This window comes from Shewanella sp. CAL98-MNA-CIBAN-0140 (assembly GCF_040309905.1).
Lineage (GTDB): Bacteria > Pseudomonadota > Gammaproteobacteria > Enterobacterales > Shewanellaceae > Shewanella > Shewanella psychromarinicola.
This window is the reverse complement of record NZ_JBEOPI010000011.1, coordinates 99,250-123,817: the sequence shown is the minus strand read 5'-3', so window position 1 is coordinate 123,817 and position 24,568 is coordinate 99,250. Positions and strand designations below refer to the sequence as shown.

Here is a 24,568-nt window from a genome sequence, read left to right as displayed (position 1 = left end):
TAGCGTTGTAGCCACTGGGTTGCGATCACCTTGGTCCAGCTCGGATCCGGTTCGCCTAATGCTGGGCTACTCTCTTGATTAGCCATTTGGGCGCTAGGGTGTGACTGGGTTGGCGGCTGAAACCACGCTTGTTGCGCAGCTGGTAATGACGATATTACGTATGGACTGCTGCTCACCAGTGTTTTAAATCCACTTGCGGATGTCATCATCGCATTACCCCATAGCGTTGTAGCCACTGGGTTGCGATCACCTTGGTCCAGCTCGGATCCGGTTCGCCTAATGCTGGGCTACTCTCTTGGTTGGCGATAATGGCACTGGGGTGAGACTGGGTTGGCGGCTGAAACCAGGCTTGTTGCGTTGCTGGTAATGACGATATTACGTATGGACTGCTGCTCACCAGTGTTTTGAATCCACTTGCGGATGTCATCATCGCATTACCCCATAGCGTTGTAGCCACTGGGTTGCGATCACCTTGGTCCAACTTGGGTCCGGTTCGCTCAATGCTGGGCTACTATCTTGGTTGGCGATAATGGCACTGGGGTGAGACTGGGTTGGCGGTTGAAACCAAGCTTGTTGCGTTGCGGGTAGTTGCGATTGTGCGATGACACTGGTATCGCCCCATACGCTAGGTTGTTGTTTTTTCGCTTGAGCCTCTGGGCTGAGTAAAAAATTAACCGCCAGTTTAGCGCTGTCAATATGCGTCGCATTATATGGAATGGCAATAAAATGGATATTACTCAAGCTGCCATCACGCATGCGATAACTGCGGATGCTGTCTGGCAAGTCAAAGCGCGCCACTGCTGCTGGAACATCGGCGGCTGAAAAGGTAAATGCCAATGCCAATTCGCTATCACCCATTAAGCGGCGCAGCGCCATGCCGCTGGACATAAAGTGTTGGCCTTTACGCCATAAATTGGGATGTAATTTATCTAAATATTGCCAAAGCACAGGTAACAACAACGCTTGGCTTTGCGCTGTGGCAGGTTGATAAAGTAGATTTTTAATCGCCGCAGGTTGTGAACTATTGAGCACAATTAAGGCGTATTTTAAAAAGCTCATAGCCAAAAAGTCAGGCGGCTTAGGATAGGTAAATCGGCCTGGATGTTGTTGTGTCCACTGGCTTAACTGTGGCAATGTTTGTGGCGGCGTTTGGCTAACAAGATTGTCGTAATAAAAGGTTAACGCGGCTTTGCCCCAAGGTGCTTCCATGCCTAATGTAGGCACACCAAAGTCGCGGGTCATGGCAGGATTATTGTCTGGATCGGTTAAACTAAAGTTGGGTAATTGAGGCACCCAGTTAGGGGTGAGCAATTGATGTTTTGCCATCGCGGCAAAGTTCTCGCCATTAATCCACACGAGATCCACTTGACCATTATGGTCGTTAGCAGCGGATTTTTCTGCCAGTACGCGACTGACCGCTTCACTGGTGTCGGTCAGTTTTACATGATGTAATTTGATGTGATATTGCTGGTCAAGCTGATCCGCAACCCACTGAATATACCTATTGATTTGTGGATCGCCGCCCCAAGCATGAAAATACACCTCTTGATTTGCACCACGTGCTTCAATGTCTGACCATGCTGCTTGCTCATTGGTTTTGGCATAAGCCACACCAGCCCCAAAACTGGCGCATATAAAAAAGCCCAATGCGGTTGCTGCAACAATATGCAGTATAGCTTTAGGCCTTTTTATTAAAAAAATGATCTTATCGAGCGACATTAAGCGACCAATCATAATCTAAAAAATCGATATCCAATTGCTGCTTTTCTGCAGTGGTTTGAAGTGCTGGACTGAGCTTTAATGCGCTAGGATACAGTAATAAAAAGGCATCGATCGAATCCGCGCCGCCAAAGCCTTGGGTAAAATCTTCACCATACCATTTAAAAATGGCTGACAAATAGACCGTATCGCCTTTGGCGTAGTTTCGGCTGTTGTCGCTAAGAAAACGCTCAGTTTGTGCGTTTAGTTGCTGCTCAAGCTTGGCGCCTGTGTAAGCTTCTTCACGCAGCGCAGGGCAACCTATGCTGGCACAGTTTACCGCAAAATGAATTCTAGGCTCATTATATCGATCGCTACCGCGGATCAATTTATGTTCAATATCGTTGAGGCTGCGGGTTTTACCCAATAATGGGATAAAGCTTTTATCCCAAGGTGAGCTAAATAATCCGCCCAAGTCTTTGATGGAGTCGATATCAGGGTACTGGGTTAAGATAAGTTCAAGCGTCCACGCGTTGTAAGCATTGATTAAAAATGCTAATTGTGACGATTTATCCCAAGCATCGAATTCAGTTTGAGTAATGTGACTGAGTTGTGTCAAATAGCCCTGCAATTTGGCATGGTCTTGTTGCATAGCAGAGTAATCTACCGCGCTACTGTGACCTTGGTTTATGGGTTGTACATGTTGGCTAACTAAGTACTGCCAGTCTTGGTGTAACGTCTGTTGCGCCGCTGCCGCTGCAACTTGGGTCGTAACCGATGGCTGCGATTCAGCGGCAAAACTCAGTGAGTTAAAAACAACAGCGAACATAACCACTGCAGTTGAAAATACCTTTACTATTTTATTCATCATGTTTTGCTCACTTACTGTTTGTGCCATTACTCTTGCCTATTCTGTGTGTACTCATTAATCAGTGTTGTCACACAATAGGCGTCAACTCATCTCTCTTTAGCTGACGCCATAATTTGTTAGCCTCTAAAGCATTGATGTTAATGGGCATATAGCTTCATCAACACTGTCTTTAAACCATTAACCACGACGCCATGTGTGGTATTTTTCTAACCAGCCCAGCACTGTTTCTGGCGCGTGGTTACGCTTCCATTCACCGGCGGCGGATTTGTTACCTTCAGCCCAAGTCGGGTAGCTGTGAATGGTGCCTAAAATTTTATTGAGTCCTAATCCGTGTTTCATTGCTAATACAAACTCAGCAATTAAGTCACCAGCATGCTCCGAGACAATGGTAACGCCTAAGATTTTGTCCTTGCCTTTAGGGGTGATCACCTTAATAAAACCGTCGGTCGCACTGTCGGTAATGGCTCGGTCTAATTCGGCAAAGTCAAACCGAGTGACTTCGTAATCAATGCCTTGCTGCTTGGCTTCGTATTCGTTAATACCGACACGGGCTACTTCTGGGTCGATAAAGGTGGTCCATGGGATGACGCGATAATCGACTTTAAACTTTTTAAATTGACCAAATAACGCATTCACTGCGGCATACCAGCCTTGATGAGCGGCCACATGGGTAAATTGGTACGGGCCAACAATGTCGCCTGCAGCGTAAATGTTGGGGTATAAGGTTTCTAAATATTCATTAGTAACAATGGTGCGATTGGTTTCGATGCCTAATGCTTCTAAACCGTAACCGTCTAAGCGGGCACTGCGACCGACGGCGCACAGAAGCTCATCGTATTCGATTGCCAGTTCTTGCTCTTGATGCTTGACGATAATGAATTTTTTATCATCACGCAGCTCACAACGCAGCGCTTGGTGCGAGGTTAAAATGTTGACGCCACTTTTTTGCAGCGCTTGGGTGGCAAATTCAGACACTTCAAGATCTTCTTTGATCATGATGCGATCGGCCATTTCAATTTGAGTCACTTTGGATCCTAAACGGGCAAAACTTTGGGCCAGTTCAGATCCAATTGGACCGCCGCCGAGGACCACTAATTTTTGTGGTGCGCTATCGAGTTTGGCAAATTCATCCCATAAAGTATCGCTGGTGACATAGCCGACTTCTTCAATGCCAGGTAACGGCGGCACAAACGGACGAGCACCCGTGGCAATCACAATACTGCGCGCGGTTAAGCGGCTGGTGTTGCCGTCTGGGTAGCTAATTTCTACGGTCCATGGGTCGACTAATTTAGCATAGCCTTTTACTACGTCGACACCTAAATTGGTGTAACGCTCAACGCTGTCGTGTGGGGCAATATCGGCCACGACTTGATGCACGCGTGCCATGACTTTTTTAAACGAAAACTCAGGGGTGATGTCTTCTAAACCATAATGATGGGCGTTTCTTATCTGCTGGGCTATCTTGGCGCTTTTAATGATCGCTTTACTCGGCACACAGCCATAGTTTAAGCAATCACCGCCCATTTCACCGGCTTCAATTAAGGTGACTTTGGCTTTCACTGCAGCGGCAATGTAGCTGGTGACAAGACCTCCTGCGCCGGCGCCAATCACAATCATGTTGCGATCAAATTTGGCGGGCTTGGTCCAGTTGCTGTATACGCGGCGTTTTTTGATCATATTAACAATCGCCTTAGCAATCAGTGGGAATAAACCTAATAGTGCAAATGACACAATCAGGTTAAATGATAAAATGTTCGCTAAACTGTCAATTTGTGCCAGTTGAGTTCCGGCATTAACATACACAAAGGTGCCCAAAAACATACCGACTTGGCTAACCCAGTAAAAGGTCCACGATTTAAACCCGGTGACGCCCATCAACAAGTTAATCACGAAGAACGGGAATATAGGCACTAAGCGTAAGGTGAATAAATAAAAGCCACCTTCTCTTTCAATGCCGGCATCAATGGCCGCTAAACGTTCAGGAAAGCGCTGCTTGATGGTATCTCGTAGCAAGTAACGTGACACTAAAAATGCCAGTAATGCACCAATACTTGAGGCAAATGAGGCAATAATTAATCCTTCAACTATGCCAAATAGTGCGCCTGAGGCAATGGTGAGAATGGCTGCACCAGGTAGAGACAATGCCGTCACTGCAACATACAGTAAAAAGAACCCGCCAATAACCAGCAGCGGCGATTGCTCGCGCAATTGGTCGAAATCATTCATTGAGCCTTTTAAGCCATCTAGGGTCAGTAACTGATGTAGGTCAAAATAGAAAAACAGACCCACTAATATTGTGGCAATGAGTAATAAAACAATTTTTTTAAACATAAACAATAGCCTTAAAATGAATGCTGTAAGGTAAGTGTGGCGTTAACCGGTAATTCAGGGAAAACCAAGGTAGAACCGAAATAACCGCCTTCAAATACTGGGCGCCAGTTCTGTTGATTAGTAATGTTATTCACGTCTAGCCTTAAACTTGTTTGCTCGCTAAAGTCATAGCGAGTGTTGATATTTAGCGTGTACTGATCGCGAATATACACAGTCGCTAAATAATCCAATGGGTAACTCTTGGTATATAGACCGGAGAAACCGGCTTTCCATTTCTCAGTAATGGACATTCCGCCATTAATTGTGAACGTTTGTTCAGGTAAGCCTTGTACACGGCGGTCAGACGGTGCAAATGAAGCGAAGTTTGGTGCGCCAATACCTGTGCCTTGAATGATATCGGGACGCGAGTTATCAAAGGTATCGGCCACTTGTACCGTATCTTGGCTACTGGCTGAATCATCATAACGAGCGTCTAAATAACTGTAGCCCGCGCTTAACCAAAATGGGTCGGCATCATAAAAGGCTTGGGCTTCAAAACCTTTAGTGCGAACGCCTGTGTTGCTGCCGTCACGATTTCGCAGACTGCGTTTTTGGTCAAACACTGCCCCGTCGATATACCAAGCACTGTCAGTGGGTGAATATTTAATGCCAATTTCAGTAAGGGTATTTTCGGTGGCAAAATTTTGGCTACTAATCTGGTTATTAGCGCCTAACGTCGTGCCGCCTGCCATGCTATTTGAGGTTGATTCGTTATAACTGGCGCTTGCATAGGTGGTGATATCGTCAGTAATGCGATAGCTCAAACTGATTTGCCCAGATTCAAGCATTTCACTTATCGAATCGCTGGCTGCAACTTGTTCTTGGGGGGCAATGGCATCGCGCGCATCTACATTATAAAAATCGGCACGATAACCTACGCTGGTTGAGAACTTATCGGTCCATTGGCTGTTATGTTGAATGGCTAGACCCGTTTGCCAACTGGTTGAGTCAGTGGTGTCAGATAATGAAAAATCGCCACTGCCATCTGCATTGGTATCGTATTGGGCGCCAGGTGACACAAACACACCAGGGCGCAGTTCAACTAGCCTTGCTTGCTGCTCAGCAGTAAGTGGAATACGGCGGTTTTCAATTGGACCGGTTAAGTCGATAGGTAAGTCAGCCTCGGTGGTAAATTGGCTGTAACCTAACACCTTGTTGTAGCGAATATCGACCGCAGTAATGGTGCTTTGGGCGTCATTCCACTCATAAGCCAGTTCCACTCTGTTTTGAGCGGTATCTGCACCATCAATGATTTCAACAAAACTGTTTTGAGCAATTTCTTCACGCTCTAAGTGTTGATAATAAGTGATGTTTTTAAGCGTGGCCTTATTACTTAGTTTACGCACATAAGTACTGTGGAGTAACAAGGTTTGCGCGTCATTGATATTGTCGGGATCGGTTAATACTTGGCTGCGATCTATCTCAACTAACCCGGTAGGCGATACGATGGCATTGGCGCCAGCAATAGTACTGCCATTAGGCTGTACACCTTGGCCAGTCACGTATAAACCGTTATCGATTAATGCTTGAGTCGGACGGTTAATCCCCGCGTTATCGGTAAACTCAACATCATAGTATTCGACATTAATGTCCCACGTGCTGACATCGTCCGGCAAAAATCTAAATGCGACAAAAATACTGTCGCTTTTAAAGCCTGAATAATCGTAGTAGCTGCCATTATCGATATGTTCTGCACTTAAGCGAACACCGCTTTGGTTGGCGACAATGTCGGTGCCAACATCTATTTGAGCTCGGTAATGATCCCAACTGCCGCCAGAGAGGGTGAGCTTAGTAAATTGCTCGTCAGTAGGCGCGACTTTAGAATGTATGTTAACAAATCCACCATTACGTTGGCTGGTGCCTAATAGCACTGGCGGCGCACCTTTTACCACATCAATTTGGTCGACTGCGTTAAATGACATAGGTACACCAAAGCCATTGTTGCCCGCTTGGCGACGCACACCATCTTGATATAACTCACCTAATTGGCCGCGAATTGTTGGCAAACTTGATGCACCAAAACCACTGGCAGAATAGCTATTAGGGCTGACCTTTTGAATGTCTGATAAGTCAGTAATATTAAGCTGGTCAATCATCTCACTTGTGATGGGGGTAACAGAGCGGGCAATATCTTTAAGTGCTATGCCATCGCCAAATGGGCCATCTACCGTGGTGTTTTTAGGTGATAATCCTTGGTCATTAATCGTTTTACCTGAAACGTGAATGACTTCTATTGACGTGTCTTCAGCCGCCATCGTAATCGATGAATACAAGGCGACGCTAATGGCTAGCGCAATAAGTGAGCGATTTTGGTGACGCTGAATAGACATAATATTTTCTGTAGTGATGAACATGGCTAAAGAGACCTTCTAATTAACGGTTTTATTTCAACGATGTTATGCCTATTTTTACAGTGTTAGACCTAAATGGCATAAATATATGTGCAACATAGTGCCGCTTGACTCGGTCAATTGGTGGCTGATGAAATTTTTCAATAAAAGATCAGTTTAGCCTATTAAAAGCTGATTAGTTTTAGATAGATACCACTTTATTTTATATTTTTAAGGAATTATGATGCAAACAGCACTTAGCGGCGATGTTCAACGTAAATTGCAATGGTCTTTACTCTCTTTACGTCTAGGCGTGTTTTTGGTGTTGCTAGTGTGGACAGTGGATAAGTTTGTTAATCCTGGTCATAGCATGAAGATATTTGAAAAATTCTATGGCATTGGTGGCATGAGTGACGTCGCAGCGTATATTTTGGGTGCACTACAATTATTATTGGTGTTTGCGTTTGTACTTGGGATTAAAAAACGGATCACTTATGGGGTGATCTTTCTCATGCACGGTGCTTCAACGTTATCGGCATTCAATCAATATTTTGATGCCTTTAATAATTTATTATTCTTTGCTGCATGGCCAATGTGGGCGGCGTGTTTCGCTTTGTATATGTTAAGAGAGCAAGATACCAAATTTACCGTAAAATAAGTTCCTAAATTACCTCAACTCGAGTTAAATCGTTTTATCGATATAAAAAGGCTGGCTAAATATTATTAGCCAGCCTTATTTATTGGGACACTCTGGAATTAAACGTTGAACTCCCCGCAAGATTAAACGTTAAAGTGCTTGGATCGATTAAGCTTTAAAGTAGCTGGAATTAGGCATTATTTAGCCTCACGATTACGAATAACCAAAAAGCTAAATAACACTACAATTACCATTTGTGTGGTTAACCCTTGCCACGTTGAGGCTATGCCTAACCAGCTAATCGACACATCAACAGGGAAAGGTGTCAGGTTAATGATGGCAGCTTCTTGTAACGCTGAAATCCCTTTTCCTGCCAAGATAAACGCTAAAATAAGCATGAAGTAAGAGCTGACGGCAAAAAAGCGTGCCAAGGGTAATTTCACCGAATATCGCATCATTAACCAAGCAATAACAGCCAAAATGGCCATGCCAGTTAACAAACCGTAGGCCAAATAAGTGACCTGCTCATTACTGCTGGCGGATCCAATGGCTTGTGTCAGTAACGATTGATAGAACAAAATGGTTTCAAATACTTCTCGATATACCGAAATAAAGGCCAATCCAGTCAGTCCCCATAAGGTTCCGGTGTTTAAATGACGATCGACATTCTTTTTAAGGTAACTTTGCCATTTTGAACCTTGAGTTTTACTGTGCATCCAATAGCCTACATAAAACAGTACTAACGCGGCTAACAGTGCTGCACCACCTTCCATTACCTCCCGAGATGCACCGCTAATGCTGATGAGGTTATCTGCCGCCCACCAGGTTAATACGCCAGCGGCTAATGCAGATATCCAACCAAAATGAACAAATTTAATAGCGTCATGACGTTCGGTTTTGATTAACACTGTCATTAAGGCAATGATCACCAATAGGGCTTCTAAGCCTTCGCGTAACAGGATAATTAACGCCGCCGAAAACATAGCGTTATTTGATAGTGATTGTCCGGTTAAGACAGTGTCGGCTTGATTGAGCTGTGTCAGTATGCTGCTCAACTGTTGATTTACCAGCGTGTTTTGACCTGTTGTTTTCAATAAGTTTCTAAAATTAAGCAGCTTGGTTTCGATTGATTTACGCAGACCACTGTCGTGAGCATCTAAATTGTTTTCAATTAATTCAAAACCATCTAAGTAAGCACTTACCGCCAAGGTTTGTGCTTGTGCTAATTCATTAGCTTGATAGGCTTTTACTGCTGCCTGCAAGTTTGTGCGCGTTACCGAAATAGGTGACTCTGCATGTTGGAATAGCAACTCAGGTTGTGAGCGTAATCGTTCTAGTTGACTGCGATCAATGCCGACATTTTGCTGAAGTAATTGTGTTGGATTACTATTGACCCATTGTTGTAATTCAATATTAGCATCTTGCTTAATGTGCTTCGTTGTGACAGCCGTTGGCTCAAAAGCTAAGCTGCCAACATAGAAAGTCAGAGACCAACGCTGTTGATCATTTAACTCACTAAAAGCACGCATAGCACTGCCATCTAAGCCATCAGAAATCGCATCAAAAAGTCCCAATAACGAACGATTTAATGCCCGTTCTTGGTCAGTAAAATTAGTCGGCTGAGGTGATAAGGATTTAGCGAGTGGCCCATTCCCTTGGCCTAAATCACCATGACAGCTTGAGCAATTTTCAATAAACAGTTGCTTAACATTATCTTTGGCTATCAGCTGTGATGGCAGTACTAAGGCGGGAGACTGGCTTAGTAACTGTTTGCGAATTTTTTGACTAAACTGTTGAATAACATCCAGTGATGATTTGTCTGCTATGGCTTGTTGTAATTGAAGTGCATCTGTCATTAACGAATTTGGCTTATCATTAGCGAGCAGGCTGGTTTTTTCTATGATGATACTGGCGAATTGCTGCATTTCAGCAAACTCATCGGCATTATTAATTTCTCCTGCGCTGATGGCTTCAGAATAATCCACACCAATGTATTCCGCTAATTGGAGAATTTGTCGTGTTTGTTTTAGGCGATCTTGAGATGTCTCTGGTGATATCTCTTGTGACGTGACTGCCGGACTTTGCGCCCATAATGAGGTTGAAAACACCGAACTAATGACAATTAGTAGGCACTTATTGAAGACTGAAGATGTAAGCTGTTGTCGCCATAACGTGATGCTGCTTAAGAAAGTATTCAAGGTATTGCCTTAATAGGAATGAAAGAATTATTCTGTAAACTAATTGAATAAATGATAATGATTAGCATTCTACTTTCTTGTTGGCGGCTTATCAATCATTCTGAAACTGTGCTGGTGAGGGCGGTTAGTGGCAACAAGGGTTATCTGCGAGATTATTGTGGATAGAAAATAATTTAATAATCAGTTTTTGGTTATTATTTATTTTTGAAACAGCGGGTTATGTTTTTTATGGGTGGGTGAGGTGATTCGCTTTGTGACGGATTGATAAACCGTAGTCAGTATCCATTATCACTGTTTAGTATAAGTAACCTCTACTTGAGATAATAACCGCTGATTAAATAGGCCTTTGTTCTGCTGTCGGCATTGACTAAAATAGACACCTAATTTTGCAGCTTGTTAGCAAAACGAATGACATGGTTGATATGACTATCCTGAACATATTTGACCGTTACCTAGTTTCCCTAGCTTTTATTGTGAGTTGAGATTAACTAGAATCAACAAGGCTATTATTATTTTTGAGCTACATCTGATATGTTTACATTATTGATTTTTATGTTTTTTTTGATAAAAAAGAGCGCTATTATGACGAGTTACACTATGGCAGGTAAATGATGAAAAACCCCATAAGCGTTACGTTGTATGAAGACCTTCGCCTGATTGACATAGGCATGGAATTATTCATTGAGATTCATTTTGCCAATGGTAAAACCGTGCAATCACGTTCGAGCATGATTGGATATCAACTGGAGCGTTTTATCTTGATTGAGTATCCAAATAAAGGTTTTTCTGAGGCTTATCAGTACATGCTAGCTAACGCTGAAATTGTTGTCAGAGCGATAACTAATAGTGGCTTTAAAGACATTATTGCTTTTAAGTCGACCATATTATCTGTGGTAAATCATCCGATTAAAATGTTGTGTCTTAGTGTGCCCAAAGCCATCACCAAGAAAAAGGTCAGAGATCAGCCCAGAGTCAATATAGAGCAAGCCGTGTTTGTTATTCACAACGAGAGTAAAGTTAGCGCTACCATGGTTGATTTTTCATTTTCGGGTTGTTTACTGACATTAGATGCTAACGCCGTGAGTATTGAGCAGGGCGAGCAAATGCATGTGGCTATTTCGATTAATACTGATCTTTCTGGCATCTTAACTGGCAGTGCGGTTAAAATTCAACATGTCGACGGTATACTGCATGTTGGGATTAAATTCTCAGATGAACATCCTGAGTTAACCGACAATATTTTCAGTTATTGTTTGGTGAATTCGACTAAACAATCGTGATCTAAAATGAGTCATTTTTGCAAAAAAAGATGAAAAAAAGCGCATCAGAAGATGCGCAAAATTCACAAGCAAACACGTTATGGCGACTTTTATTATCAAGCTAACTTATTAACTTATTAACTTGTTAACCTTTGAACGCTACCCTTTAGCCCATTGCAGGCTAGAGGTTAGTAAGTCGTTAATTTAAATAATTTAAAATACCTAATGCAGCGTCTCGGCCTTCAGCTATTGCTGTAACAACTAAGTCAGAACCCCGCACCATATCACCACCGGCAAACACTTTAGCATTAGTGGTTTGGAAAGGATTATCATCTGTTTTATTAGCTTTAACTAATCCCCATTCGTTGGTTTCGATACCAAACTCACTAAACCAAGATGCAGGACTTGCTTGGAAGCCAAAGGCAATGATCAGCGCATCGGTTGCTAATACTTGCTCACTACCTGCAATGATTTCAGCGCGTTGACGTCCGCTGGCATCAGCTTCGCCCATTTTGGTTTCAACGCACTCAATACCGACCACATGACCATTTTTAGCTTTAATTGCCACAGGTTGACGATTAAATAAGAAATTGACCCCTTCTTCGCGGGCATTTTTTACTTCACGACGTGAACCGGGCATGTTGGCTTCGTCACGACGATAAGCACATGTGACACTTTTAGCACCTTGGCGCACTGCGGTACGTAAACAATCCATCGCAGTATCACCGCCGCCCAATACAACCACATTTTTACCTTCAAGGCTTAAATACGGTGTAGCGTCGTCTTGAGTGCCCATAATATGATGCGTATTACCGACAAGATATGGCAGCGCTTGGATCACGCCTTGCGCTTCTTCATTGGGCAGTTTCGCTTTCATGGCTGTGTAGGTACCCATACCAAGAAAGACAGAATCGTATTCGTCTAATAGACTCTGAAAGCTCACATCTTTACCAACGGTAATCCCCAATTTAAATTTAATCCCCATGCCTTCAAGTACTGAACGGCGAGTCGCCATCACCTCTTTATCAAGCTTAAAAGAAGGGATGCCATAAGTAAGCAACCCCCCAATTTGAGGATATTTATCATATACCACTGCTTGCACGCCATTGCGAGCCAACACATCAGCACAACCAAGACCTGCAGGACCGGCTCCAATAATGGCAACACGCTCTGTGCGTGGTGTCACCTTGGTCATGTCGGGGCGCCATCCTTGTGAGATAGCGGTATCGGTAATGTATTTTTCAACACTACCAATAGTGACAGCACCAAAGTCATCGTTTAAGGTACAGGCACCTTCACATAAACGGTCTTGTGGACACACTCGTCCACAAATTTCAGGCAGAGTATTGGTCTCATGTACCAAGTCTGCCGCTTCCATAATACGACCTTCTTCTGCCAGTTTTAACCAGTTTGGAATGTAGTTATGCAGTGGGCATTTCCATTCACAATAAGGGTTACCACAGTCAAGACAACGGTCTGCTTGTTGCTTGACTTCAGGTTGCGTATACGGCTGATAAATTTCAATAAATTGTGTAGCACGTTTTTTTGCTTCATGTTTAACGGGGTCTACTCGACCCACTTCGATAAATTGAAAGTCATTGCTCATAATGTTACCCCGCCTTTACCACTAATTCCGGACTCTTCTGCTCAATTTTTAGCAGGTCGGCAACGGCAATATTCTTTGGTTTTACTAATACAAAACAATCCAACCAGTTTTCAAAATCACTTAATATCAGGTTGGCATGCTCACTGCCTGTTTCAGCATAATGAGTTTCAATTAACGATTTTAAGTGTTGTTGGTGGATTTTTGATTCTATTTTATGGGTGTCGACCATTTCGGTGTTAACCCGGCGATTAAAACGACCAAATTGGTCGAATACATAGGCAAATCCGCCTGTCATCCCCGCGCCGAAGTTGACCCCCGTTTTACCTAAGATAACCACGATACCGCTAGTCATGTATTCACAGCAATTATCACCAGAGCCTTCAACAACCGCGATGGCACCAGAATTACGAACCGCGAAACGCTCACCCGCTTGTCCCGCTGCAAACAATTTACCGCCCGTAGCACCATACAAACAAGTGTTGCCCATGATGGCGCTGCGTTCACTTTGGAACGGGCTACCAATAGGGGGGTGAATTACGATCTTACCGCCAGACATCCCTTTGCCAACATAGTCATTGGCATCGCCGCAGAGCTTAAGTTCAAGGCCTGGACTGTTCCACACGCCGAAGCTTTGACCTGCGCTACCACTAAAGGCAAGTGTTAACGGCTGTTTTGCCCCTGCCACGCCTACGGTAGTTGCAATATAGCCTGACAATGTTGCACCCACTGAACGATCGGTATTATTGATTTGATATTGACAAGAGAAAGGCTCTCCAGTATCAACCGCTTTACGACAATCTGCTAATAGGGTTTGGTTTAACTGACCTACGTCTGACGGTGGGTTAGTTTCTTTCCAAGTGAGTGACGAGTTTGGCTGCACTTTAGGTTTATATAAAATCGGCGCTAAATCTAAACCTCGTTGCTTATCTGTTTGACCTTCGAGCGTATATAACCAGTCACTACGTCCGATCAGATCGTCAAATTTTGTCACGCCTAATGCCGCCATCCATTCACGCACTTCTTGAGCCACAAACTCAAAGTAGGTCATCACACGTTCTGGTAAACCGTGGAAATGGTTTTCACGTAAGTTTTTATTTTGGGTTGCCACACCGGTTGCACAGTTATTGAGGTGACAAATACGTAAGTATTTACACCCTAACGCAATCATTGGCACCGTACCAAAACCAAAGCTTTCTGCCCCGAGTAAGGCGGCTTTAATCACGTCGGTACCCGTTTTTAAGCCACCATCAACTTGCAGGCGAATTTTATGACGTAAGCCATTTTCTACCAGCGACTGATGCACTTCAGCTAAGCCTAGTTCCCAAGGTGATCCGGCATACTTAACCGAGGTAATTGGGCTTGCGCCAGTACCGCCGTCGTAACCGGATATGGTGATCATATCGGCATAGGCTTTAGCGACACCCGTTGCAATGGTGCCAACCCCTGGTTCAGAAACCAGCTTGACCGACACTAAGGCTTTTGGATTGATTTGTTTTAAATCGAAAATCAGCTGGGCTAAATCTTCAATTGAATAAATATCGTGGTGTGGTGGGGGTGAAATTAACGTTACGCCAGGACGAGCATGACGCAGCCCTGCAATTTCAACACTGACTTTATGACCAGGCAACTGACCACCTTCACCGGGTTTAGCCCCTTGGGCCACTTTAATTTGCAGCACATCAGCGTTAACAAGATAGTGCGCTGTTACCCCAAATCGGCCAGATGCAATTTGTTTAATGGCAGAGTTACGCTCGCTATTGAAACGACGCGCATCTTCGCCACCTTCACCAGAGTTTGAGCGTCCACCAAGACGATTCATCGCAACGGCTAAGGCTTCATGAGCTTCAGGGCTTAAGGCACCAATACTCATGGCGGCACTGTCAAAGCGAGAGTAGAGCTTTTCAGCTCCTTCAACGGTGTCTTGTTCCACAGCGTCAAGTTGACCTTTGATGCCAATTAAGTCACGTAACGTTGCCACTGGGCGGTCATCAACTAAGTGAGTAAACTTTTTATACTCAGCATAGTTTTTGTCTTTAAGTGATGCTTGTAGGGTATTGACTACGTCTGGATTAAAACAGTGGTATTCACCGCCTTCAACATACTTTAATAACCCACCTTGAGGTAACGGCATATGCGCGCGATACGCAGCAGTATGAAGTATCTTTTGGTCATCGGCGATATGGGTAAAGGTAACGCCTTCAATACGGCTAATGACGCCTTTAAAGCATAATTCAATGACATCACTGGCTAAACCCACGGCTTCAAATTGTTGACTACAACGGTATGACCCCACAGTGCTGATACCCATTTTAGACATGATTTTACGTAAGCCTTTTTCAATGCCAAAACGGAAGTTAAGCAATAAAGGCGTTACATCTTCTACTTGACGTGATTTCGCCATTGCAGAGATAGATTCATAGGCAAGGTAAGGGTAGATAGCTGTCGCGCCAAAGCCTAGCAGCACCGCAAAGTGATGCGGGTCACGGGCCGATGCCGTTTCAACAATAATGTTGGTGTCGCAGCGTAAACTTTTATCCACTAAACGTGTCTGCACAGAACCCACAGCCATAGCGGCAGGGATGACTTGTGCATTTTTCGCTACTGCACGATCAGACAAGACTAATAATGTTGTGCCACTGCGCGCTAGGCGTTCTGCTTCATCCGTTATACGACGGATCGCCTGCTCTAGGGTTTCGTGGGTATCATAGTTTAAATCAACCATATTAGCGCGATAGTTGGTGCTATCTAAGCCAAGCAGTTGATTAAAGTCACTGAATAATAAAATCGGCGAATTAAACATCACTCGGTAAGCGTTGCCAGTGGTTTCGCTAAATAGATTTTGCTCGCGGCCTACACAAGTGGCTAATGACATCACGTGTTTTTCACGTAATGGGTCAATTGGTGGGTTGGTGACTTGAGCAAATTTCTGACGGAAATAATCATACAATGAACGCGATTTTTTCGACAATACTGCCATGGGAGTATCATCACCCATTGAGCCGACGGCTTCTTCACCTTTACTGGCGAGTACCCAAATAACTTGCTCTAATTCTTCACGAGTAAAACCAAACTGTTTTTGGTATTGCAGCAGTGTTTTAGCATCAAAGCCACTTGAACCTTGTTTGCTGGGAGGCATTTGCTCAGCAGGAACTAGGGTTTGACTGTTTTTAGCCATCCATTCTTTATAAGGATGACGACGTTTTAAGTCGTTATCAATTTCAAAAGAGTGATGTAAATGACCGTTCAAGGTGTCCAATACTAATAATTCACCCGGCCCTACACGGCCTTTTTCAATCACTTCATCGGCTGCATAATCCCAAATACCGACTTCAGAGGCTAAGGTTAGGATACGATCCTTGGTTATAACGTAACGAGAAGGACGTAGGCCGTTGCGATCAACCGCACAGGCAGCATGGCGACCATTAGTCATTACAATGCCAGCAGGGCCGTCCCACGGCTCCATGTGCATTGAGTTAAAATCATAGAAAGCTTTTAACTCGTCGTCCATCTCTGGGTTTGATTGCCATGCTGGTGGAATAAGTAAGCGCATGGCTCGGTATAAATCCATCCCACCTGATAACAGCATTTCGAGCATATTGTCTAAAGAAGAGGAGTCTGAACCTGTTTCGTTAACAAAGGGTGCCGCTTGTTGTAAGTCGGGCAATAAAGGCGAATTAAACTTATAGGCACGCGCTCTAGCCCATTGACGATTACCGGTAATGGTATTGATTTCACCGTTATGGGCAAGATAACGAAACGGTTGGGCTAATGGCCACTTGGGATGTGTGTTGGTTGAAAAGCGCTGGTGAAATAAACAAATGGCACTTTTCAAACGTATATCTGCTAAGTCTGTGTAAAATGACGGCAGATCGGCTGGCATCATTAACCCTTTATAGACAATCACTTGCCCAGAAAGACTGGCAACGTAAAAGTCTTCATCATCAGTGATTTGCTGTTCAAGTCGGCGACGCGCCATATACAAGCGACGTTCAAGATCTTTTTCCCGCCAGCCAACTGGCGCGTTGATCAATACTTGATAAATCTGTGGCAAGCTTTCCCGACCAATCTCCCCCAAAACATCAGGATTAATCGGAACTTTACGCCAACCAGCGACACTTAACATTTCTCGTTGTAGTTCTTTTTCTAAGATAAGTTTGGCTTCATCAGCGCGTTGTTTATCTTGGCTGAGAAATAGCATACCCACGGCAAAATTTCGGCTCAAATGCCAATCATTTTCTGCCGCAATAGCTTTAAAAAACCCTGTAGGCATTTGCATTAATAGACCGCAGCCATCACCTGTGCGTCCGTCCGCTGCAATACCACCACGATGCTTCATTCGATCGAGACCATGAATCGCAGTACGCACAATGCGGTGACTCGCGTCACCATCCATTTGTGCAATTAAACCAAATCCGCAATTGTCACGCTCAAAACTGGGATGATACAAGCTCATACAAAAACCCCCTAAACCTCTACTAGAATACGACTCGGGGTAAATTCAAAGAATATCCATAGATATGCACCCGAACCATTCAAAATAAACTGAGATTGAATAAAGGTCAAACCAAAAAAATGCAACAAACTGAAATCTAAATACTCATAAAACGTAATACGCTACCAACCTTACGTTAACGTAAACTGTGATATATCACCTATAACCTTATGAATAAAAAGAATTTTAGAAAATGATAAAATAATCAGCTACTTTTTTGCAACAACAACAAAGAAGTGTTTTTGAAACAAAAATAGTGAATTTTATTTCAAACACAGTTTTTGAGTAAAAAATTATTCTAAATGACTAAATATTCATATCGAGTGTTTTGTAAGTTGATTAAATGGTGTTAACTGTTTTTAGCGTTAGCGCACAAGTTTACTGCCAGCGCCAATAGATAAACTATTTTATTGATTTAGCACCAAGACAGGTGTGTATCGGTTGACTAAACTGGCGAACTTTAAAGTAATGTTGAGAGTAAATTTTGGGTTTAGATGACTACGTTAATACATTTGGTTTACATTGCAAGCAACGTTATGGCCAACGCATAAAAAAATTAACTATAGATGCCCAATTTACTTGTCCTAATCGAGATGGCACCTTAGGCGTAGGCGGTTGTACTTTTTGTAATGTGGCTTCATTTAGCGGAGAACAAGACAGTGCTCAACCCATTGCAGTGCAATTATCCGAAGGAAAAATACGTGCCCAGTCAGCCAAAAAAAGTGTGCTTCCCACTGAAGTAGCCCCAGCGTCGACAGCAAAATATATTGCTTATTTTCAGGCCTATACCAGCACTTACGATGAGTACAAAGTACTCAAGCAAAAATATGATCAAGCCGTTGAAGATACCGATATTGTCGGGCTTCATATTGGTACTCGTCCTGACTGTGTGCCTAATGAAGTACTTGATTTATTGGTTGAGTATCAACAACGAGGCATCGAGGTGTGGCTGGAGCTTGGTTTACAAACGGCCAATAATCAGACCTTAAAGCGGATTAATCGTGGCCATCAATTATGCCAATACCGTCAAACCGTTAAAAAGGCTCGTGCTAGAGGGATTAAAGTGTGCACCCATCTGATACTAGGCCTCCCAGGAGAAACTTCCGTGGACTACTTTAATAGCTTACAAACCGTATTAGGGATAGGTGTTGATGGGCTAAAACTGCACCCACTACATATTGTAGAAGGCAGTATTATGGCAAAACAATGGCGTTATAATCCCATGCCATTGATCGGTCTGGACGAGTATGCTTCAGAGGTCGCAAAACTGATCCGTCACACCCCAAAAGACATTATCTTCCATCGCGTGACCGCTTATGCAAAAAAACCAATGTTGCTTGCGCCTGATTGGTGTGCTTTTCGTTGGGATGGTCTTGTTGCGATTGTTAATGAGTTACGAGACTTTGGCGGCCAAGGTAGCGCTTTAATGTGTAGCCAAAGTAAAACGGTTTAGTGTTAGAGATATCGATAGATTGGTCATGAGTCAGCTGAATACGATCAAAATAAAGGTCGGTTTTTATGACGTAATACAAGGGTGGTAACGATTATTTACTCATTATTGAATAAAACATTACCAATATGAGGTATTTTTAAACATTGGTAATACCAGTTGATCAGTTGTGTTAGTAAAATGTAATATTTATAATTAAATCGCAGCTAAATATTGGCAAGCCTTGCATAGGGTATTTTACTCGGTATCATATTTAAAATTCTAGAAAGTTATATTATTGATAGAGGTGCCTTTATGGCCACAACGCAGTTAGACTCAATATTGGATCTCAATACGCTTGAGCAATATATCAGTGCCATTGGTGCTGGAACGTTATTGAAAAGCGTAGTGTTATTCGAGCAGCTAATGCCTGAATATGTCAGTAGCCTAGTGAAAGCTGGCGATGCAAATGATAAAGATACGTTATGTGCAGAAGCCCATAAATTTAAAGGCGCTGCGGGATCTGTTGGCCTTAAACGCATTCAGCAATTCTCACAGTTATTACAGCACGGTGAAGAAACCCAATGGGACACTGAGCATAAAGTATGGCTTGCTGTAATTGTTGACCACGCCGCTGAAGATTTACAGCAATTGAAAGCCTATTTAGAAGCAAAAGCGTAATTGTCCGTCATGTAGGTAGCATAATGGATAGATATTAACCTCCATTAGTGCCTAAAAGCGCTTTTTTGAAATGCCTCTTATTAAAGAGGCATTTTTTATGGGCGTCTATTGACTATTACACATAGACGTCTTGTTATTTCGCCCGTTTTAATTCACTATTTGAATTAAAATAGATAAGGGCAATCGTTTATATGAAAAATCTTCCAAGCCTCAAAAACCTTTATTACTTGGTTCATTTACACCAAGAACAGAATTTTAATCGCGCAGCCAAAATGTGTTTTGTCAGTCAATCTACACTATCTAGCGGCATTCAAAATCTTGAAGAGCAACTGGGTTATCAGTTAATTGAACGCGACCATAAATCGTTTATGTTTACCGCCATCGGTGAACAGGTGGTGGAACGTGCTCGAAGTATTTTAACTAATGTTGATGATTTAGTAGAATTGGTTAAAAATCAAGGTGAACCTATGACCGGTGAGGTCCGCTTAGGGTGTATTCCGACTATCGCACCTTTTTTACTCAGTCGAGTGGTCAAGTTATGTCAGCAAGACTACCCTAAACTCAGTTTGTTATTAAAAGAAGACACAACTGAACGCTTATTAGGAGCGTTAGCAAAAGGGGAGTTAGATCTATTGATACTCGCTTTACCTGTCGACACAAGTGGTTTTCACAGCATGAAAGTCGGTATCGATCCATTTAAAATAGTAATGCATAAAGAGGTATCGCAACAATTTTTGCAACCGATTGATTATCAAAAAATGCCCGATGAAAGTATTTTTTTACTGCAAGCAGAACATTGTATTACCGGACACGCGATAACGGCTTGTCAGCTTGGTAATAGCGCTAAAATCAATCCATTTGCTGCCACGAGTTTGCACACTTTAGTGCAGATGGTAAACAGCAAACTGGGGACCACTTTTTTACCGCAAATGGCAATTGATACCGGGATTTTAACCGACACAGATCTTGTCGCAATGGATCCACCGGGTGAGGCACCCTATCGTGAGATTGGATTGGTTTGGCGACAAACGACTAGCCGGATTTCAACGTTTAGAACCTTAGGCCTAGCGATACAGCAAAAACTGCTCGCACAATCATTACCGAACAAACATTAACTAGGGTTGAGACATGGGATAAGTCGATAACAAAAGGTTTATTTACAGTCTCAATATCACACTGGCCAGTTGTTTTACTAACAAGGCGCACCCAGGGGTTAAAAGCCCCATCAACGGATATCTTTTACCCATAAGTCTATGCACAGAGCAGGGCTAAGAGCATTTGATAACCGTTTATTATGCCAAGTTGAGGTTAATTAACCTCAACGCGAGGGGATAGGTGGTGAATGTTATCGACATCAGCACAGTGGCAAGTCTTGTTTAGCAAACTTTCATTGTCTGCAAACAAGGTGCATTAACAAGCGTCTGTCGGTATAAGTGATTGCAGTAACCTAAACTCTCTTCACGCAACCTTGGGCCGTTTGATAACTGTTTATTATGCCGAGTTGAGGTTAATTAACCTCTATGTAAGGTGATAGGTGGGAAAATGTTAGCAACATCAGCACAGTGGTAGGTCTTGTTTAGCAAACTGTCATTGTCTGCAAACAAGGTGCATTAACAAGCGTCTGTCGGTTATAAGTGATGGCGGTAACGTAACCCTATTTACACAAGCTTAGGCCGTTTGATAACCGTTCAATGTCGCGAGTTGAGATTAACTCACCTTAACGAGGGGGATTGGACTGTATCGGGGCAACACCATAGACTTGAGTAGGAAGTTGCTTACCTTTAAGTATTATTGGGCCTAAGTCAGTGAGCTTATATTTGCTGTTTTGTTGCTCAAGCCGATGCACCACATCTCCTGATAACAACATCCTTTGACCTAATGGATTACATTGATCTTGTAGCCGCGCCAAGGTATTAAGGACATCACTAAAAAAGCTAATTTCTTGTTTATGTACGCCAACCACCGCGGCTACCACTTGACCACAATGTGCAGCAGATTTGAATTTAGGCACAAACCCATATTGCTGTTCAAAATACTGTCTTTGCCACTGTAACTGCTGACAAAACTCAAAATAGATATTCATGCACCTATCTTGTTTAATGCCTTGTTCTAACGGCCAGTGAATTAATACGGCATCGCCCATATAGCGGTAAATTTCAGCTTCATTATCTGTCACCGTGTCCGCGAGCAAACTGAAGCTATCTTGAATTAAACGACTAAAACGATAATCACCTAAGGTCTCTGCGTGGGCCGTGGATGACACCATATCAATAAATAAGAACAATTGTTGCTCGTAACGTGGTTTGTGGTATTTACCCAAGCCAATATTAAGTAATACTTTGGGGCCAACCAAGAGTGACATTTGTTCAATAAAAGCTAATCCGACCCGCACCACGACAAGATACACCACTAACGCCTGAAACGATGGGCTGTAAATAATGTGGACGGTGATCATTTGCCGTAACGTTAACATGTGGTTTTCAATCGCCCACATATTTAAAAACTGAGTGACATAGGCCAATGTGGTCGCGCCGAGTAGTAAAAATAACCCTTTAAACACGACGGAGAACAGATAAGGTAGGCGGCTGATGGCGCTAAAGTCTGCAATTAAATTCGACATCCAATGCAAACTGCCAAATATAAACCCCATAAATATTGCTAGTGTGGCTAAATCAGCGTTACCAATAGCCCATTCGGGCAACTGCGATGACTGTGAGTAGCGAAAAAAAACGAAAGAAGCCATTGCTACACACCAGGCAAAAATAGCGAACAATAATTTTTGAGTTTGACGGCGTGCTTTCACGGAGTATGTGGTTGCCTAAATGACCTAGTATATAAGGGTGGTAGTCTATAGAAGTTTTACTTACATGTGATAGTTTATTTGTGATTTAGATCAATAGAAGTGAAAAAATAAGTGCTCTAACGCAATCTTTTTCCAATATTGCTAACAATACCAAGGATTGTTATCGCAACAGATTATGAAAATGCATTGGTTAAAATCTGTTGAGTAAAATCAATTTTGAGATAAAACCCTCGGGGGTTTGATAATTGAATACTGCCGTCTTCGGCGATGCTTTCGGTGAGTATTTGACTATTAGCTGCTTTTGGACGTAATTGAAGTACTTCACCCTGACGCGCGGTAATTTTATCAACCTGACCTAGCGCAATGAGCTCCATTATCTCTTCCCAATCTTGTTGTAATTGTTTGGCTTGTTTAGTGTTGGGTTGCCACAGTATGGGGGTACCTATACGACGATCTCCCACCGGAATGCTTCGCTCCCCTTCAACCGGTATCCATAAAACCCGCTGCAGTTTATGATAAACCACACTGTTTTCCCAGGTCATACCCTGAATGTTTGTCAGTGGTGCGACTGTGACATAAGTGGTTTCAAGTGGTTTGCCTTTATGACCGATAGGGATCGTTTTGAGTTCAACCCCTAAATGGAGAAAGTCTTGCTCAGGTTTTGATCCCGCGAGCGCCCCTAATTCAGATTCAATAAGTTGGCCCACCCAACCTTTATCTCGGCGTAAATCCACCGGCACCAATATACGATTATCGGCTGCGATGTCAGCTAAACGAATACCTGCCATGTTGTGCGCTCTTTCCATTAATTCGCTAAGATTTAAGGGCGATGATTTAGCCATGAATGAGTCTTTGCCTCTGGGTAAATGGATTAGTCGACAATCAAAATCAACAGGTTATGCTATCAAGTAATATTCATCGATACCAAGTTTAGTTAATGTATAAAAAGGTCATAAATTTATACAAGGTTATTAATTTATAATAAGTTTAGTGAATTATCCACGAGCAGGTTATAAAGTAAACTATTATTGGTCACTTCAAACAGCTTGATTGAATTTAGTTCCAAGTTACTGTTTAATATTATATTTTTAATGTGTCGTTGTTTTTTTAATATACTTGTCCCGAGTTACACTCATTTTCCCCCTGTATTTCACACATACTTATCCACAGATTTAATGGATAACTGTCATAAAATGTGTCTTTAACTGATTAAAAACACCAAGTCAACGCAATAAAATGGCTTTTTAAGGGGTTTAATTTAAAATAAGCCTTGTTATTTGTGTATAACTTAAGTTGCTAAATGAGTGATTACCTATCTTAATTAGGCTTGTATGTTTTTTGTACGATAGTGGCGATCGGATATTTTGATAGTTTGTAAATATTTATAAATCATTGTTAATATAGTTTTATTTATAGTTATGTGCTGTTTTTCTTAAAAAAATCTCAATGGTTTTTTACCCTGTTATCAAGCCTCACTAAAGTTTCGAACAGAGATATCCACAGATTTTGTGGATAATCCACAGAGTGGCTTTAATCAATTGTTGATAATTCTGACTTATTAACATTGTTATTCAATTATCCACAGTAAATAGAGGTTTGCCGATAGGCATGCTTTGTGAAACAATCAGACGATATAAAAATTGCTATTTTCGGAGTCCATGTGATTGATAGCGACGGCTTTCGCGCAAATGTGGGCATCATTATCTGTAATAAATTTGGACAAGTTATGTGGGCCAGACGTTTTGGTCAGCATTCATGGCAGTTTCCACAAGGTGGGTTAGATGATGGCGAGTCACCAGAAGAAGCCATGTATCGAGAGCTTTACGAAGAAGTGGGACTCAGACCTGAACATGTTCAAATTCTAATGTCCACTCGTTCTTGGTTACGATATCGTTTACCTAAGCGTTTGGTTCGCCAAGAAAGCAAACCTGTTTGCATTGGCCAAAAACAGAAATGGTTTTTACTACAATTGAAAGGTCACGATAATACCATTAACTTGAATTCTTCTGGTCATCCTGAGTTTGATGATTGGCGTTGGGTCAGTTATTGGTATCCTGTTCGTCAGGTAGTGTCTTTTAAACGCGACGTATATAGAAAAGTAATGAAAGAGTTCGCATCGACGACATTAGCGCTACAAACGCGCGAGTTTAGTAAAAAACGAAGCAAACAACGGAGTTAACTGATTTCAAAGAGG

General features: G+C 42.6%; 16 protein-coding genes and 1 pseudogene. 6 read left to right on the top strand and 11 right to left on the bottom strand.

Translation table 11 applies throughout. The features are described from left to right. The 6 genes and pseudogenes from AAEY93_RS08045 to AAEY93_RS08020 form a co-directional block, all read right to left on the bottom strand. A pseudogene (locus tag AAEY93_RS08045) lies at nucleotides 1-209 on the bottom strand (hypothetical protein); the annotation flags it as partial. Beyond that, the gene (locus AAEY93_RS08040) at nucleotides 206-430 is read right to left on the bottom strand and encodes a hypothetical protein (RefSeq protein ID WP_351075983.1); all 225 of its coding nucleotides are present in this window, start codon (nucleotides 428-430) and stop codon (nucleotides 206-208) included. The pseudogene AAEY93_RS08045 and the gene AAEY93_RS08040, both read right to left, overlap by 4 nt. Further along, entirely contained in the window at nucleotides 427-1,719 is a 1,293-nt protein-coding gene (locus tag AAEY93_RS08035) for an ABC transporter substrate-binding protein (protein ID WP_124012252.1), read from the bottom strand. The genes AAEY93_RS08040 and AAEY93_RS08035 overlap by 4 nt, the downstream gene beginning before the upstream one ends. Further along, nucleotides 1,706-2,527, bottom strand: coding sequence for a DUF547 domain-containing protein (locus AAEY93_RS08030; RefSeq protein ID WP_351075998.1), 822 nt, complete (start codon nucleotides 2,525-2,527; stop codon nucleotides 1,706-1,708). The genes AAEY93_RS08035 and AAEY93_RS08030 overlap by 14 nt, the downstream gene beginning before the upstream one ends. A 219-nt stretch (nucleotides 2,528-2,746) precedes the next feature. Further along, entirely contained in the window at nucleotides 2,747-4,900 is a 2,154-nt protein-coding gene (locus AAEY93_RS08025; RefSeq protein ID WP_124012251.1) for a dihydrolipoyl dehydrogenase family protein, read from the bottom strand. Nucleotides 4,901-4,911: 11 nt separating this feature from the next. Continuing rightward, nucleotides 4,912-7,194, bottom strand: coding sequence for a TonB-dependent receptor (locus AAEY93_RS08020; RefSeq protein ID WP_233768654.1), 2,283 nt, complete (start codon nucleotides 7,192-7,194; stop codon nucleotides 4,912-4,914). 319 nt (nucleotides 7,195-7,513) lie between these two features. Between AAEY93_RS08020 and AAEY93_RS08015 the strand changes: the two genes are divergently transcribed. Next, on the top strand, nucleotides 7,514-7,927 hold the full coding sequence (locus AAEY93_RS08015; RefSeq protein ID WP_101034513.1) for a hypothetical protein: 414 nt from the start codon (nucleotides 7,514-7,516) through the stop codon (nucleotides 7,925-7,927). Between the two features lie 176 nt (nucleotides 7,928-8,103). Here AAEY93_RS08015 and AAEY93_RS08010 read toward each other — a convergent pair whose 3' ends face one another. Next, the gene (locus tag AAEY93_RS08010) at nucleotides 8,104-10,104 is read right to left on the bottom strand and encodes a cytochrome c/FTR1 family iron permease (RefSeq protein ID WP_233768629.1); all 2,001 of its coding nucleotides are present in this window, start codon (nucleotides 10,102-10,104) and stop codon (nucleotides 8,104-8,106) included. Between the two features lie 668 nt (nucleotides 10,105-10,772). On the opposite strand from AAEY93_RS08010, the gene AAEY93_RS08005 reads away from it, so the two are divergent. Next, nucleotides 10,773-11,384 carry a flagellar brake protein gene (locus AAEY93_RS08005; protein ID WP_351075978.1) on the top strand — a complete coding sequence of 204 codons (612 nt, stop codon included), beginning with the start codon at nucleotides 10,773-10,775 and terminating at the stop codon, nucleotides 11,382-11,384. 178 nt (nucleotides 11,385-11,562) lie between these two features. On the opposite strand, the gene AAEY93_RS08000 is transcribed toward AAEY93_RS08005, so the two are convergent. Next, the gene (locus tag AAEY93_RS08000) at nucleotides 11,563-12,969 is read right to left on the bottom strand and encodes a glutamate synthase small subunit GltD family protein (RefSeq protein ID WP_351075976.1); all 1,407 of its coding nucleotides are present in this window, start codon (nucleotides 12,967-12,969) and stop codon (nucleotides 11,563-11,565) included. 4 nt (nucleotides 12,970-12,973) lie between these two features. Next, complete coding sequence (gene gltB / locus AAEY93_RS07995; RefSeq protein ID WP_335687916.1) at nucleotides 12,974-17,422, bottom strand: glutamate synthase large subunit; 4,449 nt, start codon at nucleotides 17,420-17,422, stop codon at nucleotides 12,974-12,976. Between the two features lie 523 nt (nucleotides 17,423-17,945). Here gltB and mnmL point away from each other — a divergent pair. The 3 genes from mnmL (at nucleotide 17,946) to oxyR (ending at nucleotide 20,686) form a co-directional block, all read left to right on the top strand. Beyond that, nucleotides 17,946-18,914, top strand: a complete 969-nt coding sequence (gene mnmL, locus AAEY93_RS07990; RefSeq protein WP_124012248.1) for a tRNA modification radical SAM protein MnmL/YtqA — start codon at nucleotides 17,946-17,948, stop codon at nucleotides 18,912-18,914. A 291-nt stretch (nucleotides 18,915-19,205) separates the two neighbouring features. Further along, on the top strand, nucleotides 19,206-19,571 hold the full coding sequence (locus tag AAEY93_RS07985) for an Hpt domain-containing protein (RefSeq protein WP_124012247.1): 366 nt from the start codon (nucleotides 19,206-19,208) through the stop codon (nucleotides 19,569-19,571). Nucleotides 19,572-19,762: 191 nt separating this feature from the next. Then, nucleotides 19,763-20,686: a hydrogen peroxide-inducible genes transcriptional activator OxyR gene (gene oxyR / locus AAEY93_RS07980; RefSeq protein ID WP_101034519.1), complete on the top strand. Its 924-nt coding sequence runs from the start codon at nucleotides 19,763-19,765 to the stop codon at nucleotides 20,684-20,686. 602 nt (nucleotides 20,687-21,288) lie between these two features. Here oxyR and AAEY93_RS07975 read toward each other — a convergent pair. Both AAEY93_RS07975 and mutH read right to left on the bottom strand, forming a co-directional pair. Beyond that, nucleotides 21,289-22,314 (bottom strand): adenylate/guanylate cyclase domain-containing protein, encoded by a 1,026-nt coding sequence (locus tag AAEY93_RS07975; RefSeq protein ID WP_232772184.1) that lies wholly within the window; start codon nucleotides 22,312-22,314, stop codon nucleotides 21,289-21,291. A gap of 233 nt (nucleotides 22,315-22,547) precedes the next feature. Next, complete coding sequence (gene mutH / locus AAEY93_RS07970) at nucleotides 22,548-23,216, bottom strand: DNA mismatch repair endonuclease MutH (protein WP_124012246.1); 669 nt, start codon at nucleotides 23,214-23,216, stop codon at nucleotides 22,548-22,550. A gap of 818 nt (nucleotides 23,217-24,034) precedes the next feature. On the opposite strand from mutH, the gene rppH reads away from it, so the two are divergent. Then, complete coding sequence (gene rppH / locus AAEY93_RS07965) at nucleotides 24,035-24,553, top strand: RNA pyrophosphohydrolase (RefSeq protein ID WP_101034833.1); 519 nt, start codon at nucleotides 24,035-24,037, stop codon at nucleotides 24,551-24,553. Nucleotides 24,554-24,568 lie beyond the last annotated feature (15 nt).